Consider the following 22,404-nt stretch of genomic DNA (forward strand, 5'->3'; position numbering starts at 1 on the left):
TTATTCAAAAAACCGTTGAATTAATTCATCTGTCTCATACAAAGGTAAGCCGACAACTGCAAAATAGCTACCTCGGATCTCAGTGACAAAGCGGCCACCTTGCCCTTGAATACCATAGCCACCGGCTTTATCCAGCGGCTCACCACTGTCCCAGTATGCTAGGATCTCAGCATTACTTAAGGGTTTAAAGGTGACATCGGTGATCACCACCTCGCTCAGCACCTTGTCGTTACTGGCCAGAGCAACCGCCGTCATCACTTGGTGTGTTCGCCCTGATAGCTGCTGCATCATCGCCATAAAATCGGCTTTGTCACGGGGTTTACCTAAGGCTTGGTCATCTACCACTACCACAGTATCGCTGCCTAAAACAGGCTTGTCGGTGTAGCCCATTGCTACGCCAGATTGTGCTTTGAGACGCGCTAAACGAGTCACTAACTGGATGGGCTTCTCATCAGCCAGTGGGGTTTCATCAGCATCAACGCTGAACTGCGAAAATTGATAGCCCAACTGCGCCAACAGCTCTTTGCGGCGTGGCGAAGCGGACGCTAAATAAAGCGAAATTGACATTATCTGATCCTAAACTGTCTGCGGTACTTTCTTAGTAGCGGAAAAATCCACAACCAGCACACCATACCCGTAACCGCTGGCCATAAATATTGCGGGTTAAAGTAGATATCAAGCAAGAAGTGATTAAGCCAAAATTGTAACAAATGATAGAGAGCCAAGAACAAGCCAATTAACACTGCTTGCTGCCAAATTGAAAAGTTACGTATTTTTTGGAAGTTACTCGCAGTTATATAAATACAAATGGAATAGGTTAGGGAGTTGACCCCTAATGGTGCCCCCATGGCTAAATCAATGATTAAACCAATCACCCAGGCCCAGCCAATATTAACACGATGTGGTACCGCCAATGACCAGTACATGAGCACTAAAAGCACCCAATCTGGACGAAAAGGCTCTAACGAAAATGGCAATGGCATCAGCGCCATAATCAAGGCCACAAACACGCTGAGCGCAATCATTAAGTTGCTATGTCTACTCATTATTAATGGCCTCGCGACTTTGCTTGCCTAGCACCACTAATAACCTGATACGATCTAGCTGCGCTACAGGCTCTGCTTGAACTTGCGCAAAGGGTAAGCCTTCATCCCGATCGATTTCAGTCACCACCGCCACAGGGTAGCCTTCTGGAAAGGTGCCCCCTAAGCCAGAAGTAACCAACACATCGCCGATACGAATATCCATGCTATGGGGTACATGGGCTAATCTAACGCTCTGGATTTTACCCGTGCCCTCTACCACAGTACGCACGTCATTGCGTAAAATACGTACCGGTGTGGCATGGGTTGTATCTGTCATCAGCAACACCCGAGAGGTCGTGGTCCCCACTTGCGTTAATTGCCCGACAATCCCCATTTCGTCAATGACTGCCTGACCCTCCTTTACACCATCAATGGTGCCACGATTGATCACCACTTGGTGACTATAAGGGTTGGAATGCACTGACAGCACTTGTGCAATTAGGCGTTTATTGCTCTCTCGAGCCGATGCCCCGAGCAGTGCTCGCAGCTCTTGATTTTCTTTTTGTAGAAATTGTAATTGTTGTAGCTGCTCACTTTGCAGTAATTGCTTTTCCAGTAAGATTTGATTTTGTTGTTGTAGCTTATCTCGGGTATTAAGACTTTGCAGCCCGAGGTTAAACGCTTCATAAGGAATGTTCGCAACGTACAAAAGCGGACTGACTAAGGTATTTAAACTGGTACGCACTAGGGTGCCGCCAGCGGTAAAACGATCGCCAATAATGAGGATAATACTAAGCACAACTGCGACCGTAAGTCGCAGTTGTAGGGAGACGGTACGTCCGAATAAAAGATTCATTAATCGTAACTAAAGACGTCACCACCGTGCATATCTATCATTTCCAGTGCCTTACCGCCACCGCGAGCTACACAAGTGAGTGGATCTTCTGCAACAACCACTGGGATCCCCGTTTCTTCCATCAACAAGCGATCGAGATCTTTTAATAGTGCCCCACCGCCAGTTAACACCATACCGTGAGCAGAAATATCCGACGCCAACTCAGGTGGTGACTGTTCTAGTGCCACCATCACTGCGCTCACTATGCCCATTAATGGTTCTTGTAAGGCTTCTAGGATTTCATGAGAATTCAGTGTGAATGAACGCGGCACCCCTTCTGCGAGGTTGCGACCACGCACTTCGATTTCCACCGGCGTTTCGCTTTTGAATGCTGAGCCAATTTCGTGCTTAATCAGCTCGGCTGTGGCTTCACCAATTAGGCTGCCAAAGTTACGGCGCACGTAGTTGATGATGGCTTCATCAAACTTATCGCCACCAATGCGCACAGAAGAAGAATACACCACGCCGTTCAGTGAGATAATCGCCACTTCCGTGGTACCACCACCAATGTCAACCACCATTGAGCCAGTTGCTTCTGAAACCGGCAGGCCAGCACCAATTGCTGCCGCCATCGGCTCTTCAATGAGATACACTTCACGGGCGCCCGCGCCCATTGCCGACTCTCTGATGGCGCGCTTCTCAACTTGCGTGGCACCACATGGCACACAAATCAATACTCTAGGGCTCGGTCGCATAAAGTTATTATTATGCACTTGCTTGATAAAGTGTTGCAGCATTTTCTCGGTAACATAGAAGTCAGCAATAACGCCATCTTTCATGGGGCGGATTGCTTTGATGTTACCTGGCGTACGGCCTAGCATTTGTTTTGCCGCAGTACCGACAGAAGCGACACTTTTTGGTCCACCAGCACGCTCCTGACGGATCGCAACTACCGATGGCTCATTCAGTACAATGCCTTCTTCTTTTACATAAATTAATGTATTTGCTGTCCCTAAGTCGATAGAGAGATCGTTGGAAAATAATCCGCGTAATTTTTTAAACATGAGGCTGGATAACCTTTAAGAATTCTATCAAACAAAGTGACGTTCAACGTCACTCTTAGTGTACTACCTTAGCGCTCTCGAACCAGTCGAAAGCCTATATAATTCGCTCTGAAGTCAGGAGCTAGGGCTAAGCGTGTTGAAACACGAGCCAAACTAGGCGCAAAGTTCCATGCCCCACCTCTTACAGTGACATCACTTTGAGATGCGCGTTTTTGCGTCCACTCCCACACATTACCCACGGTATCATATAACCCATAGCCGTTTGGAGAGAACTGCGCCACAGGCGCTGGACTTTTGTTTGACCACTCACTGCCACACCAACCACAGTTAGCTAGGTTGCGACCAATTTCATTGCCCCAAGGATACTCAGACGTTGTCCCAGCTCGGGCTGCGTATTCCCATTCCACTTCGTTTGGTAAGCGAAATTGCTGCCCTTTCTCGCCTGATAACCAGTTTGCGTACGCTTTGGCATCTTCATAAGAAACACACACCACCGGGAAATTATCTGACTGTGTATAACCTGGGTTCTGCCAACTGTATTCTAGCTCCCATACCGGTGCGCCATTTTTGTAATAAGCACAACCTTTGCCTTTTTCAGCGAGGGTTTTATAGCCGGTGCTTTGCACAAACTGACGAAAAGCCGCCACACTCACCTCAGTACTTTGCATAGCATAAGAATGACTCAGTACTTTTTCCACAACCGGACGTTCATTAGGTAAGCCATTGCCCGTCAGGTCGCCCATTTCAAATGTCCCAGCAGGAATAATCGACAGCTCATTGTCATGATTGGAAACGGCTACTTCAATGGCATTGCTGCTCTTGGTTGGCTGCTCGGTTACAACAGCGGTTACAGGCTCGCGTTTTTTAACTAATTTGGCGTTGACGGTTTGCGCCGCACGCAGGTTTAGCCGCGTTTTAAATGGTTCGTAGCCAATTTTACGTATTTCAATATCGTAAAACCCTGGCGGCACGTTCACCACGGTTTTGGTGGCGCCATAACTGACACCGTTGATAAACACTTCGTCGTCGTAGACATTGGAACGCAAGGTAAGCTCGACTGTTTTATCAGCCGATTGTGACTTTTTTACAAGGGGGGTCTCCACAATCGGTTGCGCCTTTACAGTAGCGACTTCTACTGTATCAGCAACGGGATCGGAAAAAGTCAATTGACTATCACTGTAGGTAGCAGGGTAGCTCGACTGGTAACTGACAGCCAGTGGAGTGCCATATTCACTACAGTAGCGATTGTCTAAACTCAATAAGTTACACAAACGGCTGCTGTTGACATCACCACGCATAGTAACGCTTAAGTTAACGCTGTAATTACCTTGGCCACTAAAACCACTGTCAACCACATGGCTACTGACCACTTGTACTTGGGCACCGGCCATGTTGCGTTTTGGTTCAACGACCCGATTCTCGGTTAGATTAGCAAAGATTTGATCAATAAAGCGTTTGGTCGCTTTTTGTAGCCCCATTTGTTGACCACGCTGTTCACACGCCGCCAAGGTTTCTGTGCGCTTACAGTTAATGGTGTGCTCAACTTCCAATGTGCCCTCGCGGGTAAACTCATTGCGTAAGCGTTCAACTCGCGCTGTGCCTAGCTGATCTTTGAGGTTTTCTAGGGTATTAACTAGGGTGTGTTTTGTTACTCGAACTTGCTCAATGTCTTTTCGTTGCGAGGCAATTGCCGCTATTTGCATCGCAATGTCTTCTTTGTTCTGCTTATGATCAGCGACCGCCTGCTGATAGCGAGACTGGGCTACACCAATATCGATAGAAGGGTCGTCAATCAACCTTCTATAAAGCTCGTTCATAGCATCAAGAGCCTGATTTTTCTCTTTATCTAATTCGGTAGAGCGATCACGCAACAATTCTAATTGCGTTTGCAAACGGGTTTCTTCAGCAAGGTGTTTTTCTAGAATAGCCGAGTATTTATCAAGCTCGTTTTGCTTATTAGACAATTCGGACTCTATGGCAGTTACAGTGGCCGTATCTTGCGCGTTAGCGCTCGGAGCTACTGCACTCATGGCCAAAATAGAGGCCGAGACAATAAAAGTTATAGGAGCAATTCGCATATGTTCCATTCCCAACAGCGGCAATTGTTTGGTCTTGTTATTTCTTATAGTTAGGGCTCTATGCTATGTACTTACAAAGTAAAACACAAGCTTTGCGCAATTAATATCTGAGTTTACAACTATTAACCAGCCTGTTGCCAGTTTTTGCCAACTATTTTTTATATTTTATTAGAGTGTTTGAGTTTTAGGGCCATCAGGCCTACGTTTGTCGCTGGCATAGTCGTTTTCCAGCTATTACACTATAGCCCTTAAATAGCGAAGAGAAAAACCGTTGATAACCCTAGACAGATTGCCTGAACCCCCGCTACAAACCATTCATCACCCGCTATTAAAGCAGCATAACATTACCTTAGTAGTAAAGCGGGACGACTTACTGCATCCACTGATCCAAGGCAATAAATGGCGTAAATTAAAGTATAACCTATTGCATATGCAGCAAAGCGGTGTGAGCGAGCTCGTCACCTTTGGCGGTGCTTTTTCAAATCACCTCTATGCCACAGCGATGGCGTGTAAAACATTTGCTATAACAGGTCATGCCATCATCCGTGGGCCGCAGTTAGATGAAAATAACCCGACGATTAAAATGGCCAGAGCCTGTGGCTTATCACTGCACCCGGTTACTCGAATTGAATACCGCCAACGACACCAGCCAGACTACCTCAACACTTTGCAACATCAGTTCCCTGATGCCTTTATTATTCCCGAAGGCGGTAGCAATAGCTTAGCCCTAAATGGTGTGAAAGAACTAGCACAGCAGCTTCCGAAAAGTGATTATGTCATGACTGCTGTTGGCAGCGGCGGCACCCTTGCAGGCTTGGCACAAGGGCTAACGCCAGAAACGCAACTCATTGGCGTGGCCGTTTTAAAAGGGGCAGAATATTTAGCAGCTGAGATCCGCACTATGCTAGATGGCAAGGAGAGCGCTGCATGGCACTTAGAACATGACTTCCATCATGGTGGCTACGCCAAAGTGACCCCGGAGCTGCTGCAATTTTGTCACACCATGAAGCAGCATTATCGATTACCACTGGAACCGATATACACCGGGAAATTATTCTATGCTTTGTTCAGCCTAGTGGCGCAAGGCCAATTTCCATCGGGCGCAACCATTACCGCTATTCACACCGGCGGACTGCAAGGGCTTGATGGCTTGCGCTATATGAATTCAATGAATGTCCGCTAATTGCTGCAAGGGCGCAGAAAAATAGTGTCCTTGTGCCCCCTTAACACCCAAGCCTTTCACACAACTGAGTTCACTGTCGGTTTCAACGCCCACAGCATACACCGGCACCCCAAACTCAGCGGCTTGCTGAATAATGTGTTTGACTGTGCGGCGGCGATATCCAGAATGCTCAATGCCGTGGATTAGCTCATAGCTGAGCTTAAAGGCACTCACGTAATCCTGCAAAGCGCATGGCGTCGATGACAGGGTTTGGGCAATATTATCAAGATAAATATCACATCCCAGCTCACTTAACTGCTGAAATGCAGGCCGCAACGTACTACTGTGGCTGTAAGCCTCATCGATACTCAGTTCAAAAGCAATCGCCGAACCAATGCCCGCTTGCTGTAAGCGCATGATTAACCAATCGATAAAAGACTGCTCTAACCAGCTACTGATATGCAAATTGACGCTCACTTTGCCAAACCCCTGCTCTTGCTGATAAACACTGAGCACTTGATTAATAATGATCTTATCTAACGCTTGGAATTGGCTCGGAGCATATAAATATTGCATCACTTGTTTTGCCGATATCCGTCCAAGCTCCTGATGTGACACCCTGAGCAGAGCTTCACTGACCACAATATCGTCGCAACGAAAGTCGAATAGGGGTTGGAAAAACAGCGAAAATTGTCCTCGCTTTATGTGCTCAAGCAATGACTCGCCGTCACCCTGTAATCGTTTTGCCAGTAATGAGGTAAGGTGGATAAGATGTGTGTGCTGCCACACTTGGTTTTGCGCAATAGAAAGCGCGGACTTTGCACTCTGATACACTTGAGTTTGCTCTCTACCCTGTTGATAGAAACAGGCACCTAGCTTCACTTTACTTCTTGACAGATCCCCACGAAACTCCCGCAAGGCGCAATACACCAACTCATGAATTTGCTTACTAAGCGCTTCACCTTGCCCCACTTGCAGCGCTTGCACGGTGACTGCCAAGGCGCCAGAGTTTAAATATTTAACGGTAACATTGCCAAAGCGCCCGAGCCCCTTTACTAATGCTAACTGAAAATGAAGTTGTAAATCGACCTGCTGCGATACCGTCGACTGCCAATGCAGCAAGGCAAACAGTGCGTAGTTGTCTTCATTTGCTTTGTTTATTACAGCTTTGACAGGCGCTGTGCTTTGTTTCGCTGCCGTGGTTTTGCGACCATATAAAAACCACCAGCGATGAACAAACAAAATAAGCCCAATAGAGAGTAAATTAAAAAACAGTAATACCTCTGGGTGACTACGCCAAATCGGCTGGTGATACAAGGTAACGGATTGTTCATCCACGCTAAAAACATGAGGTTCTAAAGTATTGCCGGGGCTTAATGTAAAACCATATTGCAGAGCCTGCTTAGTGACATCTTGCACCGCTGCTGTGCTTTGAGCACCAGCAATGCTCTTAGCCAGTTGCGCACCTTGCTTATGCATTTGCAAGTGCAGCATATGATTAAGCAATAAATTCAGGCACAAGAGTACCGTGATGGCAAGCATCAAAAGCTTAACCAGATAACGGCGACTAAATCCACTTAAAAGCTGAGTTGGCATAACGTATTTATTGCGTGGTTAGATACATGAAGTGTTGTTCAAAAGGTCCGAAAACTCAAGCCAGCCCTAGGCTTTTATGGCTATTGAACACTAACTAACTGAACCGCAATAGTAATTATTTCGGTGCACTGATTTGCATGCACAAAAAAGCCCAACATCTAGTTGGGCTTTTCTCGAGTTCTTTGTCTAGAACGGAATGTCGTCATCAAAGTCAATCGGCGGTTCCATCGGATTACTGCTACCACCAGATTGTGACCCTTGACTAGGGTTCTGCTGCGGTGCAAAGCCGCCCTGTTGATTTGACTGGTTACCAAAGCCAGAAGACTGCTGCTGCCCACCTTGCTGTGGCTGCTGCGGTGCAAAGCCACCTTGTTGACCACTTTGCGCTTGGCTATTTTGGCTTTGCTGCGGCTGCGAGTATTGTTGCTGCGGCGCTTGGTTATAGCTCTGCTGCTGACCAAAGTTGTTTTGCTGTTGGCCACCTTGCTGATATTGACCGCCCTGGCCTTGTTGCTCACCACGACCGCCTAGCATTTGCATCTGACCGCCCATATCAACCACAATCTCAGTGGTGTATTTATCTTGGCCACTTTGATCGGTCCATTTACGCGTTTGCAAACGACCTTCAATATACACCTGTGAGCCTTTACGTAAGTACTCACCAGCGACTTCTGCTAGCTTGCCAAATAAAACGACACGGTGCCACTCAGTTCGCTCTTGCAGCTGACCGGTGTTTTTGTCTTTCCAACTGTCGGTTGTTGCGATGCTGATATTCGCTACACCATTACCGTTTGGCATATAGCGAACCTCAGGGTCTTGGCCTAAATTGCCTACCAAAATTACTTTATTAACACCACGTGCCATGGCATTTTCTCCTCACACTATGACAAACCCAGCACTTGCTTGGCTTGCTTCAATTCAAAAACTTTATCGTCTACTTTGAGGTAGCTGCGATTTTCATCGCTCACTACGGTGGCTTCAAGAACTCCGGGTAATGAAACCAATTGGTTCGCCAATTCCGCTGCTTGTTGCTCGCTCTTAACCGCAGCAACTAAGCTTATTGCTTTGCTCTTAGGTGGCACTTGCATGCCCCATGCAATAACAAGCCATATTACCCCAATTACGGCTGTGGCAGCAAATATGGTATCGACTGCAAAATGCTGTGCCAACATACCACCTAAAGCGCCACCTAAAAATGCCCCTAAAAACTGCCCCGAGGAAAACACCCCCATGGCAGACCCCTTTTGGGTTGCCGGAGCAATACGCGACACCAAGGCCGGCATCGTCGCTTCTAAAAAGTTAAAAGCGATAAAATAGATCAACATGGCTGCGGCGATGACCCACAGTGAGTCGACAAAGCAATACAAGATCACCGAGCTAATAATCAGCATAGCAATGGAGAACAAAAATGTTTGCTTTTCCTTATTTTTGCGTATCGCCACTATCATCATCGGTGCCATAAGCACAAATGCGAGCAAAAACACCGGAATATACAGCTGCCAGTGTTTATCTGCCACCAAGCCATCGGCAATTAACTGCCCAGGCAGGGCGACAAAAATCGTGGTAAGGGTTAAGTGTAACAACAACACGCCAAGGTCGAGTCGCAATAATTGCGGGTGTTTGATTAACTTTTTGATGTCGTCAAAGCTAGCGATGGTGTCGCCTTTTGGCGCTTTATTGACAGCATTGGGCACCATAAATAAGATGATCACCATACCCAATACGGCCAACACTGCAGTGAGCCAGAATATTCCGGCAATACCAAAGGCAGCGGCCACCATGGGCCCAAGTAGCATGGCCAAGGCAAAGCTCATACCAATACACATGCCAATCACCGCCATCACTTTGGGACGTTGCTCATCGCGACTCAAATCAGCTGCCAAGGCCAGTAAGGCACTGGCGATGGCCCCCATCCCTTGCAGTGCTCGACCAAATGTCACCCAGTAGATTGACTCCGAGAGCGCTGCTATGACTGAACCCAAAGTAAACACTAACAAACCTGCTAGGATCACCGGCTTGCGACCAAACTTATCCGATAGCCAGCCCATCGGGATCTGCAGTAATGCCTGCGTTAAACCATAAGCGCCAATTGCCAGCCCAATCCATAACGGCGACACATCTTGCAGTGATTGACCGTAAATAGCCAACACTGGCATCAGCATAAATAAGCCCAGCATACGAAAAGCAAACACTCCGGCAAGGGAAAGTGCCGCTCGTTTTTCTGTTGAATTCAAAGAGTCATTGGCCATAAAGCAGAGTTCACCACTATCGAAAATCTGCGCAAGTTTAACAAACTCTTTTGCCAACTTATAGCGAGGACCACAATAAAATCACCAGCAAAGGTATCGTCGCAATTGTCGAGCTATTTGCAGTGAATATGATCTAATGAGACAGCAACGAACGTTTTAATGATCATGTGCCACAGACGGTGTCCGCTTACTGTTACAAATGAACCTAAGCGCCATCGCAGTTACTAATTTACACCCATGGTATGATTTAACCACACCATGAGCGTCATTAAGTTTGCTGCTAGGCACAGTTTTTATGCCAAAATAACTAAAACCACCAATGCAATTGGTAATCTAGCTGGGATAGGTTAACCTGTCCGCCTCATAACTCTGTATGACAGGTTCATATTTCAGTATGATAGCCACGCAGCGCTGTTCGTTACAAAGCACACAATAGACACAAGGGTCGTATGGATAAAATAGAAGTCAGGGGTGCCCGCACCCATAATTTAAAAGACATTTCTCTTACTATTCCTAGAGATAAGCTAATCGTGATCACTGGGCTGTCGGGCTCAGGGAAATCCTCTTTAGCGTTTGATACTTTATATGCAGAAGGCCAACGTCGCTACGTTGAGTCACTTTCGGCTTATGCTAGACAGTTTTTATCCTTAATGGAAAAGCCCGATGTTGATCACATCGAAGGTCTGTCGCCAGCGATTTCTATCGAGCAAAAATCTACGTCCCACAACCCACGCTCAACCGTGGGGACAATCACTGAAATATACGACTATCTGCGTTTGCTGTTTGCCCGTGTTGGTGAACCGCGCTGCCCTACCCATGATTTGCCGTTAGCAGCACAAACCATCAGTCAAATGGTCGACACGGTTTTAGCATTGCCCGAGGGCAGTAAGCTAATGCTGCTTGCCCCGGTGGTAAAAAACCGTAAAGGCGAACACGTAAAGCTACTTGAAGAGCTCGCCAGTCAAGGCTTTATCCGGGCGCGGATCGATGGCGAAGTGTGTGATTTATCCGATCCTCCTAGTTTAGAGTTACAAAAGAAGCACACCATCGAAGCAGTGGTTGACCGCTTCAAAGTAAAAGCCGGTTTAGAACAACGTTTAGCCGAATCATTTGAAACGGCCTTAGAGCTGGCCGATGGCATTGCGCAGGTCGCTTATATGGACGACAGTGCTGCGGATGAGCTGGTCTTTTCGGCCAACTTTGCTTGCCCAACTTGTGGCTACGCCATGAGCGAGCTCGAACCGCGGTTGTTCTCATTTAATAACCCTGCTGGCGCCTGCCAAAGCTGTGATGGCTTAGGTGTGAAGCAGTACTTCGATCCTAAGCGCGTGGTTCATAACCCCGAGTTAAGCTTAGCCGGTGGTGCCATTAAAGGCTGGGATAAACGCAGTTTTTATTATTTCCAAATGCTCAGCTCCGTTGCCGATCAATATGGCTTTGATTTAGAAACCCCGTTTCAAGATTTACCGCAAGAGGTTCAACAAGTGGTACTTGAGGGCTCAGGGCGTACCAAGGTGGCGTTTAAATACCGCAACGACAGAGGCGATTTGATCACCCGTAATCATGAGTTTGAGGGCGTGCTCAACAATATGAACCGCCGCTATCGTGAAACCGAGTCCAGCTCCGTACGTGAAGAGTTAGCTAAGTATCAAACCAGCCAAGCTTGCCCTAGTTGCCATGGCTCGCGTTTGCGCGAAGAAGCCCGTCATGTGTTTATCGGCAGCACCAATTTACCCACCGTAACCACCATGAGTATCGGTGATGCCTTTGCGTTTTTCAGTGAGCTGGAGCTGCAAGGCCAAAAAGCCCAAATCGCTGACAAAGTGTTAAAAGAGATCCGCGATAGGCTGTCATTTTTAACCAATGTTGGCCTCAATTACCTCTCACTGGAGCGCAGCGCTGATACGCTTTCTGGTGGTGAAGCTCAGCGTATTCGCCTAGCCAGTCAAATTGGTGCTGGACTTGTAGGGGTTATGTATGTACTTGACGAACCTTCGATTGGTCTGCACCAGCGTGATAACGATCGCTTGCTAAAAACCCTCACCCATCTGCGTGACCTCGGCAACACCGTTATTGTGGTGGAACACGATGAAGATGCTATTCGCGCCGCTGATCACATTATTGATATTGGTCCTGGCGCCGGGGTGCATGGCGGTTATGTCATTGCCGAAGGCGACAGAGAGCAAATCATGGCCAGCCCAGAGTCACTCACGGGACAATACCTCAGCGGTGAAAAGTGCATCGCCGTACCTAAACAACGCCATCAAAGCGACGATAAATGGCTCGAGTTAAAGGGCGCCACCGGCAATAACTTAAAAGGGGTCGACTTAACCGTCCCAGTGGGCTTAATGACCTGTATTACTGGGGTGTCGGGTTCAGGTAAATCGACACTCATCAACGATACGCTGTTCAAATTGGCACACCAAGAGCTCAACGGTGCCACTACACAAGAACCGGCGCCGTTTGATAGCATTCACGGACTAGATCACTTTGATAAAGTCATCGATATTGACCAAAGTCCGATTGGTCGTACACCGCGTTCTAACCCAGCCACGTATACCGGCATTTTTACCGCTATTCGTGAGTTATTTGCTGGCACTCAAGAAGCGCGTTCACGTGGCTATAAAGTGGGCCGCTTTAGCTTTAATGTTAAGGGCGGACGCTGCGAAGCCTGTCAGGGTGACGGGGTAATAAAAGTAGAAATGCACTTTTTACCCGACGTCTATGTGCCCTGTGATGTCTGTACCGGTAAACGCTATAACCGTGAAACCTTAGAGGTGCTATACAAAGGCAAAAACATCCATGAAGTGCTGGAAATGACGGTAGAAGATGCTCAAGCCTTCTTTGAAAAAATTCCAGCCATCAACCGCAAACTGCAAACCTTAATGGATGTCGGTTTGTCTTATATTCGTCTGGGTCAAGCGGCAACCACGCTCTCGGGCGGTGAAGCACAGCGGGTAAAACTGGCTCGCGAGTTATCTAAACGCGATACCGGCAAAACCTTGTATATACTCGATGAGCCAACTACGGGTCTACACTTCCATGACATCCAGCAATTATTGCTGGTATTACACCGCTTGCGCGATCATGGCAACACGGTACTGGTGATTGAGCACAACTTGGATGTTATCAAAACCGCCGATTGGATTGTCGACTTAGGGCCGGAAGGAGGAGCCGGTGGTGGCGAGATCCTGGTCTCAGGTACACCAGAAACCGTCGCCGCTTGTGATGCTTCCCACACGGGTAAGTACTTGAAGCCTTTATTGTCTTAATCTAAAAAAGCCTCTATGATTGGTGCATAATAACGATAACAATACGATTATGCACCAACTGCTCGCTCCGAAAAACCTAACGGCATTATTGGTTAAGGTACGCTTTGCCTGTAGTCAATTTTGGCACAGCCTTAACTTACCTCAGCGTTATTACCTAGCTGCCTTTGTATTGGCCGTGTATAGCGTGGCTGAAGCCGTCGATAACTACTTCATCAATGGCTTAATTTTAATCACCACAGTAACGGCATTATGCTACGAGTTTTGGCCTCGGATCATGACTTTTTGGCATAGCGTTCCCGGTAAAGCCGTGATATTGCTATTCTATGCTTTTATCGCTAATTTCGTGTTAGTGCAAGCCGATGGCCGTATCAACGACCTCACCGGTGTCAGCACCGATAACTTTCCCTACACGCACAATCTCAGCGTGTTGTTATCACTGCCCACTTGGTTTTTTATTACCAGCACCTTAGCGCTTATTCTATTGCAGCTGTTGATGACCTTTTATGTGATCTTGCTGTTTATTTTAAAACCCTTTGGTATCAAGCCATTTTGGCACCAAAATCATTATCGTTTTCCTGCAACCACGGCAGTTATTCGCTTGGTGCTCTGTTTTGTATTGCTTGCCTTTTTGCTAATTGCTGTAGCCCGCTCTGGTGCTTCGGATACGCTAACCAGTTTTGCCAATGATGTGAAAGTGACAGAACAAGGATTTAGCTTTAATGGCATAGGGATCCAAGCCACGGTGAACCCTAATTTAACCCCTGCAGAAGTTGAGCGAGAATTGGCAAAGCATAAGGGCGAGCTGCCTCAGCCCGAAGGGTCATCATCGGGTTTACTGTTAAGAGAAGACAGTGAACCGACACAGCAGGGGAAAAACTACAATGATGCCCTCAATACTCTGTTGGCGTATTTTATTTTTCGTTTCGAGTCCGATGAGGGGTCGCGCTGTGAGCATGCCCCTGGCACTAATGTTATTGAGCTCAATGACTATGAGATACTCGAGATCCAACCCGACGATAGCGCACAATATGGCTATACCTACACAGTAAAACCCTGTATCTCAGCTGCAATTGGCCACCAATTTAAGACTCAAGCAGATAAGCCGTAAGAGCCTCGCGTTCAGTATCGCTTAGGGCCTGCGCCTTTTTCGCGGCAAAATCATAACGCACCATGGTGGTTTTGCCCTCGGCGCAGCACTGGCCATGTTGCCACGCTTGCTGATTAATCACAAAAGAGCTGTTACCGATGCGCTCTATGGCGGTTTTAATTTCGACTTCTTGACCATAAAACAGCTCACCTTTAAACGTCACCTCTACTTTCGCGACAATGAGCTTCCATTGCTTAGGATCCAGCTTTGGAGTAAAAATTTTAAAGATTGGGGTACGCGCGGCTTCAAACCATACAGGGAGTACGGTATTGTTAATATGTCCAAGCACGTCGGTATCACTAAAACGCGGCATCAGCTTTTCAGACAACATAATAACTCCAATAAAAACTAGGGAAACACATGAGTGATTTTATTCGCGTTTACGATAACGCACTCAGTTCAGAATTTTGCGATGAGTTTGTCAAAACATTTGAGCAAAGTCCCCATTTAACGCCAGGGACAACCTCGGGTGGTGTCGATTTAAGCAAAAAAGTAAGCCACGACCTCTATCTCAACTCTTACCCAGACTATGCCAAACAGCTACAGCATATTCAACAAGTTACGGCTAAGCACCTGTTTAACTATCTGGAAGAGCACTTTTTTATGCTGATTGGTGCATTTGGACTCAAGGTATACCACCCAAAAACAGGCAAGCCCGTTGACTTAACCATTGATAACTTTGCCGAAGTGGGTAAGCCACAGCTGCCTGTGTTAGCACAACAACTATTTCGACTTGGCGCGATTCAGGCTCAGCGCTATCAAGTCAACAAAGGTGGCTACCCCTACTGGCATAGCGAAGTGTACCCACAACACGACCACAATGAAGCGCTGCACCGAGTATTATTGTTTATGTTTTATCTTAATGATGTCGAAGAAGGGGGCGAAACCGAGTTTTACTATCAAAACCGTAAAATTGCACCTAAGCGCGGCTCGATGGTGATCGCACCGGGTTACTTTACCCATACTCACCGCGGTAACATGCCGATTTCTAACGACAAATACATCCTCACCTCGTGGGTGTTATTTAATCGTGCAGAGCAACTGTACGGCACGCCAAAATAACGGCAACAGTTCGGGTTGGCTGTTAACCTATCACTCGCGGCGCATTGCTAGCGCCGCGCGGTAATAAAGTCGACCCACTGTTGTAGCAATTCGATAAAGTCTTCATAGCCACACACAGCATACAGCCCTGCCTCATCAACGGCCAAGGCATCTTCTTGGTAACGCTGCAACTGTTCATCTTCATGAAACAGTGCATGACTCTCGAACACTGCTTCTTGTGCTGTGAAGGTAACGCGGATCTCTTTACCTGAGATCATCAGTTCAGGCGTTGTCGGCGTGAAGCCTTGCAATGTTGTCAGCAATTGCGCGGCGGCTTGATGGCTGAGCTCATCGTTTAACCAACGTGCCACTAAGGTATGTTCATCACTACAGCGCACCGCAAACCCCGAAATGGGATCGCGGATAAATTGATATTCCATAACCACTACTTAATGTTTACAACTTAACGCTATTATACCTTACCCTCTGCAATTCCCCTATCTCTGCAGGTAGCGTTGGAGTCACTGTTAACGCTTGATATAATACCGCCTTGTTCGCTGCAACCTTGGCTCACACATGTCGCCTATTGAAATTTTATTCCCACTTATTTTTATTGTCTTAAGCGGCTTTATCAGTGCCAAGATAAATTTTATTCCCAGCCAACAGTTAGATGGCTTAAGAACCTTTATTTTTTCTCTTTGTATTCCCACTTTATTATTTACCAGCATGTACCAAGCCGATCTGAGCAGTTTGGCCACCAGCACACTGTTGCTGACTTTTTACTTACCTGTGGCCAGTTGTTTTATCGCCGTTTATATTCTGCTTCGAAGAGCAGTAAAAACAGCAAAAGTCGATGCTGCCACACTGGCGTTAGCGGGTACCTACTCCAACACGGTGTTAGTAGGCTTACCAATTATTTTAACCGCCTTAGGTAAGCAGGCTGGCGCCATGGTATTTATGATCATTACCTTTCACAGTGCGATGTTATTTTCATTTACCTTTTTGCTGGCGACACCAAAGAGAAACAAACTAAAAGTACTTAAACCCCTGGTACTTAACCCGATAGTGCTCAGCATCAGTGGCGGCTTAGTGTTTAATTACCTTGGTATTTCGCTGCCTAAACTATTGACCCAGGGGCTAGAGTGGCTGGCAAAGCCCGCCATTCCAGGCGCACTGTTTATTCTTGGCGCAAGTCTTGTTAGCTATGGTGTTAAAGGCCGGCTGCTCAGTGCGCTGGGGCTAAGTTTTATCAAACTTTTGCTGTTACCAGGGCTAGTTTACTGCTTGGCGCAAGTGGTAGGGTTACCACTACTTGAGACTCAGGTGATCACCTTGATGAGCGCATCGCCGCTTGGGGTAAACGCGTATTTGGTGGCGCGGCAACTCGATAGTCAACAACCAACACTAGCTGCCACTGTGGTTTTATCCACCCTGCTAAGCATGGTGAGCTTAACAGGTTGGCTGTACTTGATTATTTGATGTTTAATAGCGCGGTGGATTGTATTTTGCCGCATCAATGATAGACCATAAATGGAATACGGCTGCTATCACCGCAGGCACCACCAAGAACCATAGGGCATAGCCACCTACGACGACAATTGCAAACAGCAATGCCGCCAAAATACGGCCTTGAACCAGTTGCCCTAAACCAGGGAAAAATACATTACATATTGCTGCGATGACGTTACCACCAGAACCTTGTCCAGACATAGTTACCTCACTTAGTCTTATTTATCTGTTTGTTCTATTACTTCAGATTCTATGCCACTTTATAACACAATGATTTTAAAAGAAATCATTGATGTGACCTATTCCTTACCCACCACTTATTGGCGCATTAGACTAACTTTTAGCTTAAAAATTAGCTATATTGATTGCCGACAATACCTTGCACAGCATATGAGCACGAGGTTATTCATGATAATAACACGCTCCTTAGCATGGGCTGCTATTTAGAATAGGCTAAAAACAATAACTAAAACAGGATTTAATATGCTTAGTAAGCTGACTACGCCACTCACCAAGCTGGTTGAAAAATACCTCCCTGACCCTTTTGTCATCGTTTTGCTACTGACGTTTGTGGTGCTCACGTTGGCCACTTTAGTGACACCTGCCACTCCCATTGCAGTGCTTGAGTCATGGGGAAATGGTTTTTGGAAGTTGCTCACTTTTGCCATGCAAATGCTTTTAGTGCTGCTGTGCGGCCATATGCTGGCCGTGACGCCTTTAGTATCAAAAGCGCTGGATAGGCTAGCAGGCATGGCCAAGAGTCCAGCTCAAGCTATTCTATTAACTACTTGGGTCGCCATGCTGGCCAGCTGGCTAAACTGGGGATTTGGCTTGGTCGTGGGGGCTTTATTTGCTAAAGCCATTGCGCGTAAAGTCGCGGTTGACTACCGAGTATTAGTCGCCAGTGCTTACTCTGGGTTTATTGTCTGGCATGCCGGTTTTTCCGGTTCTATTCCACTTACTATTGCTACCCCAGGGCATTTTAGCGCGGCCAGCATGGGCATAGTCTCCACCTCAGAAACGCTTTTCTCACCTTTTAACTTACTGATGCTAGCCTGTATTTTTATTGTGCTGCCTATACTTAACCGCATGATGTTACCCGCGCCATCACAGCAAGTACTGGTGGATAAAACGAAGCTGACACCGCCAACCCGTGCCACGTTGACTACCGACACCCCTGCAGCCAAGCTAGAGCACGCGGCCTGGATAGGTACCCTGGCAGGTCTAGTCGGTTTGGCTTACCTGATTTATTACTTTGTTTTTGCCGCAGGTAGCTTAACGCTCAACAGTGTTATCGCGTTGTTTTTATTTCTCGCCATGCTATTGCATCGCACTCCAGCTAATCTCTTACATAGTTTGCAACAAGCCATTTCCGGTGGTGCCGGCATTGTTATCCAGTTCCCCTTTTACGCCGGGATCATGGCGGTTATGGTAGACACTGGCTTAGCACAGCAAATCTCGCAAGGGTTCACCGCCATTAGCAACCAAACCACTTTGCCACTGTGGAGCTTCTTGAGTGCCGGATTGGTCAATATCTTTGTGCCCTCCGGCGGCGGTCAGTGGGCCGTGCAAGCTCCCATTATTATCCCTGCCGCACAAGCACTCGATGCCAATATTGCCAAGGTAGCCATGGCTGTGGCGTGGGGGGATGCTTGGACCAATCTGATCCAACCGTTTTGGGCTTTACCCGTTTTAGCCATTGCCGGCCTCAAGGCGCGCGATATGATGGGGTTTTGCCTGGTGCAGCTGTTGGTCACCGGTGTCATACTCGGTGCTTTACTGTTGTTACCACTATAACGGCATTCGCGGCGCGTCATGGCGCCGCATTTAACTCGATAGAATGGTCATCGGCAAGCTTAAAATCACACTCTCGGAATCAGCGAAGTGCATCATCACCGCAATGTGCCCCGCCATGACCAATACATACATCAGCGCCGCCACCACTTGAGCATAACGATTAAGTGGTAATAAGTGGCTATTATGGCGAGTTCGCCATTCCAGCAGGATCTCGACGCTGCCTATAATAATAAATAACACCAGTAGAGCTAAACCAAAAACATAGCTTATCCATAACCCTAATAATACTCCCATTAAACACGCAGAAAGCCCAAGCCAAGAGCGCATCGAGAAACTGATGCTTTTTAACACATGGCCACCGTCTAAAGGCAGAATTGGTAATAAGTTAAACAGATTGAGTAAGGCGCTGAGTACTGCGACCCCGGCAAAGATCTCCATCTCAGTGATATAATAAAGCACCACCCCTAACACCGATGTGAGCAAACCAAATGCCGGCCCCATCAAAGAAATGACCACATCTTGCCAACGGGTGGTGATTTTATCGTCGCTCACAGCCAGGCCGCCAACAAATGGAATTAAATAAATTCCTTTGGTTTTAATATTAAAGTAACGCATCGCCCATACATGGCCGTACTCATGTACCACTAGGCAGGCAATTAGCATCACCGCAAACTGCCAAGAGAACAACCATGCATAACCGGCTACCGAAGCGCCAGCTAAGGCGGCTTTAACCACTTTAGCACTTTTAAATAATTTAAAACCGAGAGCAGCAAGTCCCAAGATACTGCGTTTTTCTTTCACAGCATGGTTGGGTACTTCAAGCCATTGCTGAGCCGAGTCATCGATAGCAACCCCCAACAGTCCTTGTGGTAGCTGAGTGGTATCAAGTACTAACCGCTGCTGCGCCACTTCGGCATAGACACACCCCGAAGTTTCATCAAAGGCTATGGCTTGACCATCAACAAAAATCTGTACCACCTGGTGCTGATTAAAAAAAATACGGACTGGCTTGCCGTCGAGGCTGAGTTCTAACTGATTCATAGCGAAGTATTATTACCACCGATTGCTGCAGCGCCAAATCAGGCGCGAGTTAATAGCGGCTATTATCTGTAAAAGTGATGACGACTAAAAGCGCTTTGTCACCGAAAACTAAAAACTGGACAGAAAACCTGCCAATTGCCAAAGAAGCACGATCAATGACCAAGTAGATTTTCCTACTATTCAGACTTTTTGTACTAGACTTAGTTGAGGTATAGGTATACGAAGGAATTGTTAATGTCACTAGCAAAATACCGAACAATGGTAGTAGATGATTCACCAGCGATTTTAGTGGTTATGCAAGCCATTATGACTGAGCTGGGGATTGATCACGTTACCACTTGCAGCAGTGCCGTCTCGGCAGCAGAAAAAGTTAGACAAACACCACACCAGTTTGACGTGATTTTTACTGACTTAAATATGCCAGAAATGGATGGCATGGAGTTTATTCGCCAGTTAGGTGAACTAAAGTTCTCCGGCGCCATCATTATTATCTCTGAAATGGATGAGAAGATAATCGATTTAGCAACCAATTTAGCCCGGCAATCCAATGCCCATTTAATTGGCAATATTTCTAAGCCAGTGCAACTGGTGGATGTTGAGCGCATGCTGAAAAAAATGGCAACCTATACCACGGTTAAACGCAGCCACATTGAAAAAGTCAGTGAAAGTGATTTGTTGCAAGCCATTAGTAATAATGAGATCACTCCTTATTATCAACCCAAAGTGCATCGTGGTGAAAAAAAGATAAAAAGTGTCGAGGTGTTGGCTCGAATTGTTAACAAATCAACCAATAAAGTCATCTTACCGGATCACTTTATTGGTGTTGCCGAAACAACTGACCTTATTAATATTATTACTTTTCAGCTGTTTGAGAAGGCAACGGATGAGTTTAAAGCAATAAAGTCCGAGCTAAATTACCCCATTAAGCTGGCTTTTAACCTCTCACCAGTGCAGCTCAATGATTTAAGTTGCCCTGATAAGCTGGCACTGATTTTAGAGATTAACCGCTTAAAACCCAGTGACATCATACTTGAGCTCACAGAGCATCAGCCCATGGATCAAGCCATTCAGCTCGAGACCATGAACCGCTTACGGATCCGCGGCTTTGATATTTCCCTCGATGACTTTGGTACTGGATTTACCAATATTCAGCAACTGAAATCGTTACCCTTTACCGAGATAAAAATAGATCGTTCACTGATAACCCAAGTCGAGTCCGATCGGTTTTCTCAAGTATTAATCGATAGCTTGATCGATATCGCACAAAACCAACAGCTCGATATTGTGGCTGAAGGCATTGAACGCGTTGAGGAGCTGCAGTATTTGGATAGATATAAACACAGCTTGCTGATGCAAGGTTTTCTCATCAGCAAGCCTAAGCCGTTAGTCGAATTAGTGAGCTGGATACATTCATGGCAGCGAATGATTAATTCGAACTCTTAGTCTCTGAAGTCGTTTCTTCATCGCTGCTGAGCTCGGCTGCATCATCCACATCGGGCTCTTGCTCTTCTTCGTCCTCAATCAAGTTATCATGATTATCGACACGCTCACGCCATTTTTGCTTGGCCGCCGCCTGCATGTTGGTTGTTTGCTCTCGCTCATCGACAATATCCATCCCCATTAGTGACTCGAGCAAATCTTCTAAAGTCACAATCCCTTGTACGTCACCGTACTCATCTATTACCAGTGCAATGTGGATCCGCTTCGCCAATAATGCCTTAAACAGCTCAGGTGCAGCCAGAGTTTCAGGCACAGTGTACAGCGGTCGTGATAACTTACCAATTTTGTATTCTTCACCTAAACGGTGATAAGCCAGCATAATGTCATTTTTATGGACAAAACCAATGATGTCGTCGCTGTTTTTATCAAACACCAGTACTCGCGAAAAAGCCACTGAGCCATGTTCCGAGAGGTATTCATGAACAGTCATATCTTTATGAACCTTAAACAAAACGGTTCTTGGAGTCATTATACTTTCGAGTTTGGCGTGACGAAATCGCAATAAGCTGCGTATGGTTTCCGTCTCTTCTTGATGCAGCGCTCCCGCCTCAGAGCCAATTTCAGCCATGGCCTCAATTTCTTGGCGAATATAGTGTGCTTCATCTTCTTTACGACCGATGACTTTTGTGAGCTGATCGGATAACCACACAAAAGGCCTTAAAATCCATACTAACCATACTAACATTAACGACACAAATGGCGTTAGGCCACGCCAATAGGTCGCTCCTAGGGTTTTAGGAATGATCTCAGATAAGACGAGCACTAACAGCGTCATCACCGCCGATGCAATTCCGACAGCGGCATCCGAAAACACCACAGCGGCTTGTGCACCAACCCCTGCAGCACCTGCAGTGTGGGCCACAGTATTGAGCGTTAAAATAGCAGCAAGCGGCTGATCTATATTATCTTTTAGCTTTTGTACTCGTGCCGCTAAAGTCTCGTTTTCTTGCTTTATAATACCTATATGACTGGGCGTGATACTAAGCAGTACCGCCTCCATCACCGAGCAGATAAAAGAAATGGCAATCGCCAAAAACATATAGGTTAAAAGTAAAAACAATCGAGTCTCCTTTAATAAATTAATTGAT

20 protein-coding genes are annotated in these 22,404 nt (G+C 46.6%); 7 read left to right on the forward strand and 13 right to left on the reverse strand.

Annotated features, from left to right (window positions below; genetic code table 11):
* From ACNKW2_RS03400 to ACNKW2_RS03420, 5 genes are all read right to left on the reverse strand, one after another.
* On the reverse strand, positions 1-567 hold the full coding sequence (locus ACNKW2_RS03400; protein WP_419147290.1) for a Maf family protein: 567 nt from the start codon (positions 565-567) through the stop codon (positions 1-3).
* On the reverse strand, positions 567-1,046 hold the full coding sequence (mreD, locus tag ACNKW2_RS03405; protein WP_419147291.1) for a rod shape-determining protein MreD: 480 nt from the start codon (positions 1,044-1,046) through the stop codon (positions 567-569). The genes ACNKW2_RS03400 and mreD overlap by 1 nt, the downstream gene beginning before the upstream one ends.
* On the reverse strand, positions 1,039-1,881 hold the full coding sequence (gene mreC / locus ACNKW2_RS03410) for a rod shape-determining protein MreC (protein WP_419147292.1): 843 nt from the start codon (positions 1,879-1,881) through the stop codon (positions 1,039-1,041). The genes mreD and mreC overlap by 8 nt, the downstream gene beginning before the upstream one ends.
* The gene (locus tag ACNKW2_RS03415) at positions 1,881-2,924 is read right to left on the reverse strand and encodes a rod shape-determining protein (RefSeq protein ID WP_336567733.1); all 1,044 of its coding nucleotides are present in this window, start codon (positions 2,922-2,924) and stop codon (positions 1,881-1,883) included. The genes mreC and ACNKW2_RS03415 overlap by 1 nt, the downstream gene beginning before the upstream one ends.
* Positions 2,925-2,992: 68 nt before the next feature.
* On the reverse strand, positions 2,993-5,002 hold the full coding sequence (locus ACNKW2_RS03420; protein ID WP_419147293.1) for an SUMF1/EgtB/PvdO family nonheme iron enzyme: 2,010 nt from the start codon (positions 5,000-5,002) through the stop codon (positions 2,993-2,995).
* A 271-nt stretch (positions 5,003-5,273) separates the two neighbouring features.
* Here ACNKW2_RS03420 and ACNKW2_RS03425 point away from each other — a divergent pair, with 271 nt between their 5' ends.
* Positions 5,274-6,185 carry a 1-aminocyclopropane-1-carboxylate deaminase/D-cysteine desulfhydrase gene (locus ACNKW2_RS03425; RefSeq protein ID WP_419147294.1) on the forward strand — a complete coding sequence of 304 codons (912 nt, stop codon included), beginning with the start codon at positions 5,274-5,276 and terminating at the stop codon, positions 6,183-6,185.
* Here the strand turns inward: ACNKW2_RS03425 and ACNKW2_RS03430 are convergent.
* The 3 genes from ACNKW2_RS03430 to ACNKW2_RS03440 form a co-directional block, all read right to left on the reverse strand.
* Complete coding sequence (locus ACNKW2_RS03430; protein ID WP_419147295.1) at positions 6,168-7,760, reverse strand: EAL domain-containing protein; 1,593 nt, start codon at positions 7,758-7,760, stop codon at positions 6,168-6,170. The genes ACNKW2_RS03425 and ACNKW2_RS03430 overlap by 18 nt on opposite strands.
* Before the next feature lie 186 nt (positions 7,761-7,946).
* Positions 7,947-8,624 (reverse strand): single-stranded DNA-binding protein, encoded by a 678-nt coding sequence (gene ssb / locus ACNKW2_RS03435; protein ID WP_419147296.1) that lies wholly within the window; start codon positions 8,622-8,624, stop codon positions 7,947-7,949.
* Between the two features lie 17 nt (positions 8,625-8,641).
* On the reverse strand, positions 8,642-10,009 hold the full coding sequence (locus ACNKW2_RS03440; RefSeq protein ID WP_419147297.1) for an MFS transporter: 1,368 nt from the start codon (positions 10,007-10,009) through the stop codon (positions 8,642-8,644).
* Between the two features lie 449 nt (positions 10,010-10,458).
* Between ACNKW2_RS03440 and uvrA the strand changes: the two genes are divergently transcribed.
* Positions 10,459-13,281 carry an excinuclease ABC subunit UvrA gene (uvrA, locus tag ACNKW2_RS03445; RefSeq protein ID WP_419147298.1) on the forward strand — a complete coding sequence of 941 codons (2,823 nt, stop codon included), beginning with the start codon at positions 10,459-10,461 and terminating at the stop codon, positions 13,279-13,281.
* A 49-nt stretch (positions 13,282-13,330) separates the two neighbouring features.
* Entirely contained in the window at positions 13,331-14,389 is a 1,059-nt protein-coding gene (locus tag ACNKW2_RS03450) for a hypothetical protein (RefSeq protein WP_419147299.1), read from the forward strand.
* Here ACNKW2_RS03450 and ACNKW2_RS03455 read toward each other — a convergent pair.
* Complete coding sequence (locus tag ACNKW2_RS03455; RefSeq protein ID WP_419147300.1) at positions 14,364-14,759, reverse strand: acyl-CoA thioesterase; 396 nt, start codon at positions 14,757-14,759, stop codon at positions 14,364-14,366. The genes ACNKW2_RS03450 and ACNKW2_RS03455 overlap by 26 nt on opposite strands.
* 29 nt (positions 14,760-14,788) lie before the next feature.
* On the opposite strand from ACNKW2_RS03455, the gene ACNKW2_RS03460 reads away from it, so the two are divergent.
* Positions 14,789-15,490 (forward strand): 2OG-Fe(II) oxygenase, encoded by a 702-nt coding sequence (locus tag ACNKW2_RS03460; protein ID WP_419147301.1) that lies wholly within the window; start codon positions 14,789-14,791, stop codon positions 15,488-15,490.
* 47 nt (positions 15,491-15,537) lie between these two features.
* On the opposite strand, the gene ACNKW2_RS03465 is transcribed toward ACNKW2_RS03460, so the two are convergent.
* Complete coding sequence (locus ACNKW2_RS03465) at positions 15,538-15,909, reverse strand: YacL family protein (RefSeq protein WP_419147302.1); 372 nt, start codon at positions 15,907-15,909, stop codon at positions 15,538-15,540.
* A gap of 136 nt (positions 15,910-16,045) precedes the next feature.
* Between ACNKW2_RS03465 and ACNKW2_RS03470 the strand changes: the two genes are divergently transcribed.
* Complete coding sequence (locus ACNKW2_RS03470) at positions 16,046-16,948, forward strand: AEC family transporter (RefSeq protein WP_419147303.1); 903 nt, start codon at positions 16,046-16,048, stop codon at positions 16,946-16,948.
* A 3-nt stretch (positions 16,949-16,951) separates the two neighbouring features.
* On the opposite strand, the gene ACNKW2_RS03475 is transcribed toward ACNKW2_RS03470, so the two are convergent.
* Entirely contained in the window at positions 16,952-17,179 is a 228-nt protein-coding gene (locus ACNKW2_RS03475; RefSeq protein ID WP_336567772.1) for a hypothetical protein, read from the reverse strand.
* Between the two features lie 282 nt (positions 17,180-17,461).
* Here ACNKW2_RS03475 and ACNKW2_RS03480 point away from each other — a divergent pair, with 282 nt between their 5' ends.
* Positions 17,462-18,775, forward strand: coding sequence for a short-chain fatty acid transporter (locus ACNKW2_RS03480; RefSeq protein WP_419147304.1), 1,314 nt, complete (start codon positions 17,462-17,464; stop codon positions 18,773-18,775).
* Positions 18,776-18,805: 30 nt separating this feature from the next.
* On the opposite strand, the gene ACNKW2_RS03485 is transcribed toward ACNKW2_RS03480, so the two are convergent.
* The gene (locus tag ACNKW2_RS03485; RefSeq protein ID WP_419147305.1) at positions 18,806-19,816 is read right to left on the reverse strand and encodes a site-2 protease family protein; all 1,011 of its coding nucleotides are present in this window, start codon (positions 19,814-19,816) and stop codon (positions 18,806-18,808) included.
* 234 nt (positions 19,817-20,050) lie between these two features.
* On the opposite strand from ACNKW2_RS03485, the gene ACNKW2_RS03490 reads away from it, so the two are divergent.
* Entirely contained in the window at positions 20,051-21,259 is a 1,209-nt protein-coding gene (locus ACNKW2_RS03490; protein ID WP_419147306.1) for an EAL domain-containing response regulator, read from the forward strand.
* Here the strand turns inward: ACNKW2_RS03490 and ACNKW2_RS03495 are convergent.
* The gene (locus ACNKW2_RS03495) at positions 21,243-22,376 is read right to left on the reverse strand and encodes a hemolysin family protein (RefSeq protein WP_419147307.1); all 1,134 of its coding nucleotides are present in this window, start codon (positions 22,374-22,376) and stop codon (positions 21,243-21,245) included. The genes ACNKW2_RS03490 and ACNKW2_RS03495 overlap by 17 nt on opposite strands.
* Positions 22,377-22,404: the final 28 nt, after the last annotated feature.

It is taken from the genome of Pseudoalteromonas 'SMAR' (assembly GCF_048515945.1).
In the GTDB taxonomy this organism is placed as follows: Bacteria; Pseudomonadota; Gammaproteobacteria; order Enterobacterales; family Alteromonadaceae; genus Pseudoalteromonas.

Excerpts from the sequence above, each read along its gene's own strand:
- ACNKW2_RS03400 (WP_419147290.1), bottom strand. The coding sequence starts at position 567 with ATGTCAATTTCGCTTTATTTAGCGTCCGCTTCGCCACGCCGCAAAGAG.
- mreD (WP_419147291.1), bottom strand. The coding sequence starts at position 1,046 with ATGAGTAGACATAGCAACTTAATGATTGCGCTCAGCGTGTTTGTGGCC.
- mreC (WP_419147292.1), bottom strand. The coding sequence starts at position 1,881 with ATGAATCTTTTATTCGGACGTACCGTCTCCCTACAACTGCGACTTACG.
- ACNKW2_RS03415 (WP_336567733.1), bottom strand. The coding sequence starts at position 2,924 with ATGTTTAAAAAATTACGCGGATTATTTTCCAACGATCTCTCTATCGAC.
- ACNKW2_RS03420 (WP_419147293.1), bottom strand. The coding sequence starts at position 5,002 with ATGCGAATTGCTCCTATAACTTTTATTGTCTCGGCCTCTATTTTGGCC.
- ACNKW2_RS03430 (WP_419147295.1), bottom strand. The coding sequence starts at position 7,760 with ATGCCAACTCAGCTTTTAAGTGGATTTAGTCGCCGTTATCTGGTTAAG.
- ssb (WP_419147296.1), bottom strand. The coding sequence starts at position 8,624 with ATGGCACGTGGTGTTAATAAAGTAATTTTGGTAGGCAATTTAGGCCAA.
- ACNKW2_RS03440 (WP_419147297.1), bottom strand. The coding sequence starts at position 10,009 with ATGGCCAATGACTCTTTGAATTCAACAGAAAAACGAGCGGCACTTTCC.
- uvrA (WP_419147298.1), top strand. The coding sequence starts at position 10,459 with ATGGATAAAATAGAAGTCAGGGGTGCCCGCACCCATAATTTAAAAGAC.
- ACNKW2_RS03450 (WP_419147299.1), top strand. The coding sequence starts at position 13,331 with ATGCACCAACTGCTCGCTCCGAAAAACCTAACGGCATTATTGGTTAAG.
- ACNKW2_RS03455 (WP_419147300.1), bottom strand. The coding sequence starts at position 14,759 with ATGTTGTCTGAAAAGCTGATGCCGCGTTTTAGTGATACCGACGTGCTT.
- ACNKW2_RS03460 (WP_419147301.1), top strand. The coding sequence starts at position 14,789 with ATGAGTGATTTTATTCGCGTTTACGATAACGCACTCAGTTCAGAATTT.
- ACNKW2_RS03465 (WP_419147302.1), bottom strand. The coding sequence starts at position 15,909 with ATGGAATATCAATTTATCCGCGATCCCATTTCGGGGTTTGCGGTGCGC.
- ACNKW2_RS03470 (WP_419147303.1), top strand. The coding sequence starts at position 16,046 with ATGTCGCCTATTGAAATTTTATTCCCACTTATTTTTATTGTCTTAAGC.
- ACNKW2_RS03475 (WP_336567772.1), bottom strand. The coding sequence starts at position 17,179 with ATGTCTGGACAAGGTTCTGGTGGTAACGTCATCGCAGCAATATGTAAT.
- ACNKW2_RS03480 (WP_419147304.1), top strand. The coding sequence starts at position 17,462 with ATGCTTAGTAAGCTGACTACGCCACTCACCAAGCTGGTTGAAAAATAC.
- ACNKW2_RS03485 (WP_419147305.1), bottom strand. The coding sequence starts at position 19,816 with ATGAATCAGTTAGAACTCAGCCTCGACGGCAAGCCAGTCCGTATTTTT.
- ACNKW2_RS03490 (WP_419147306.1), top strand. The coding sequence starts at position 20,051 with ATGTCACTAGCAAAATACCGAACAATGGTAGTAGATGATTCACCAGCG.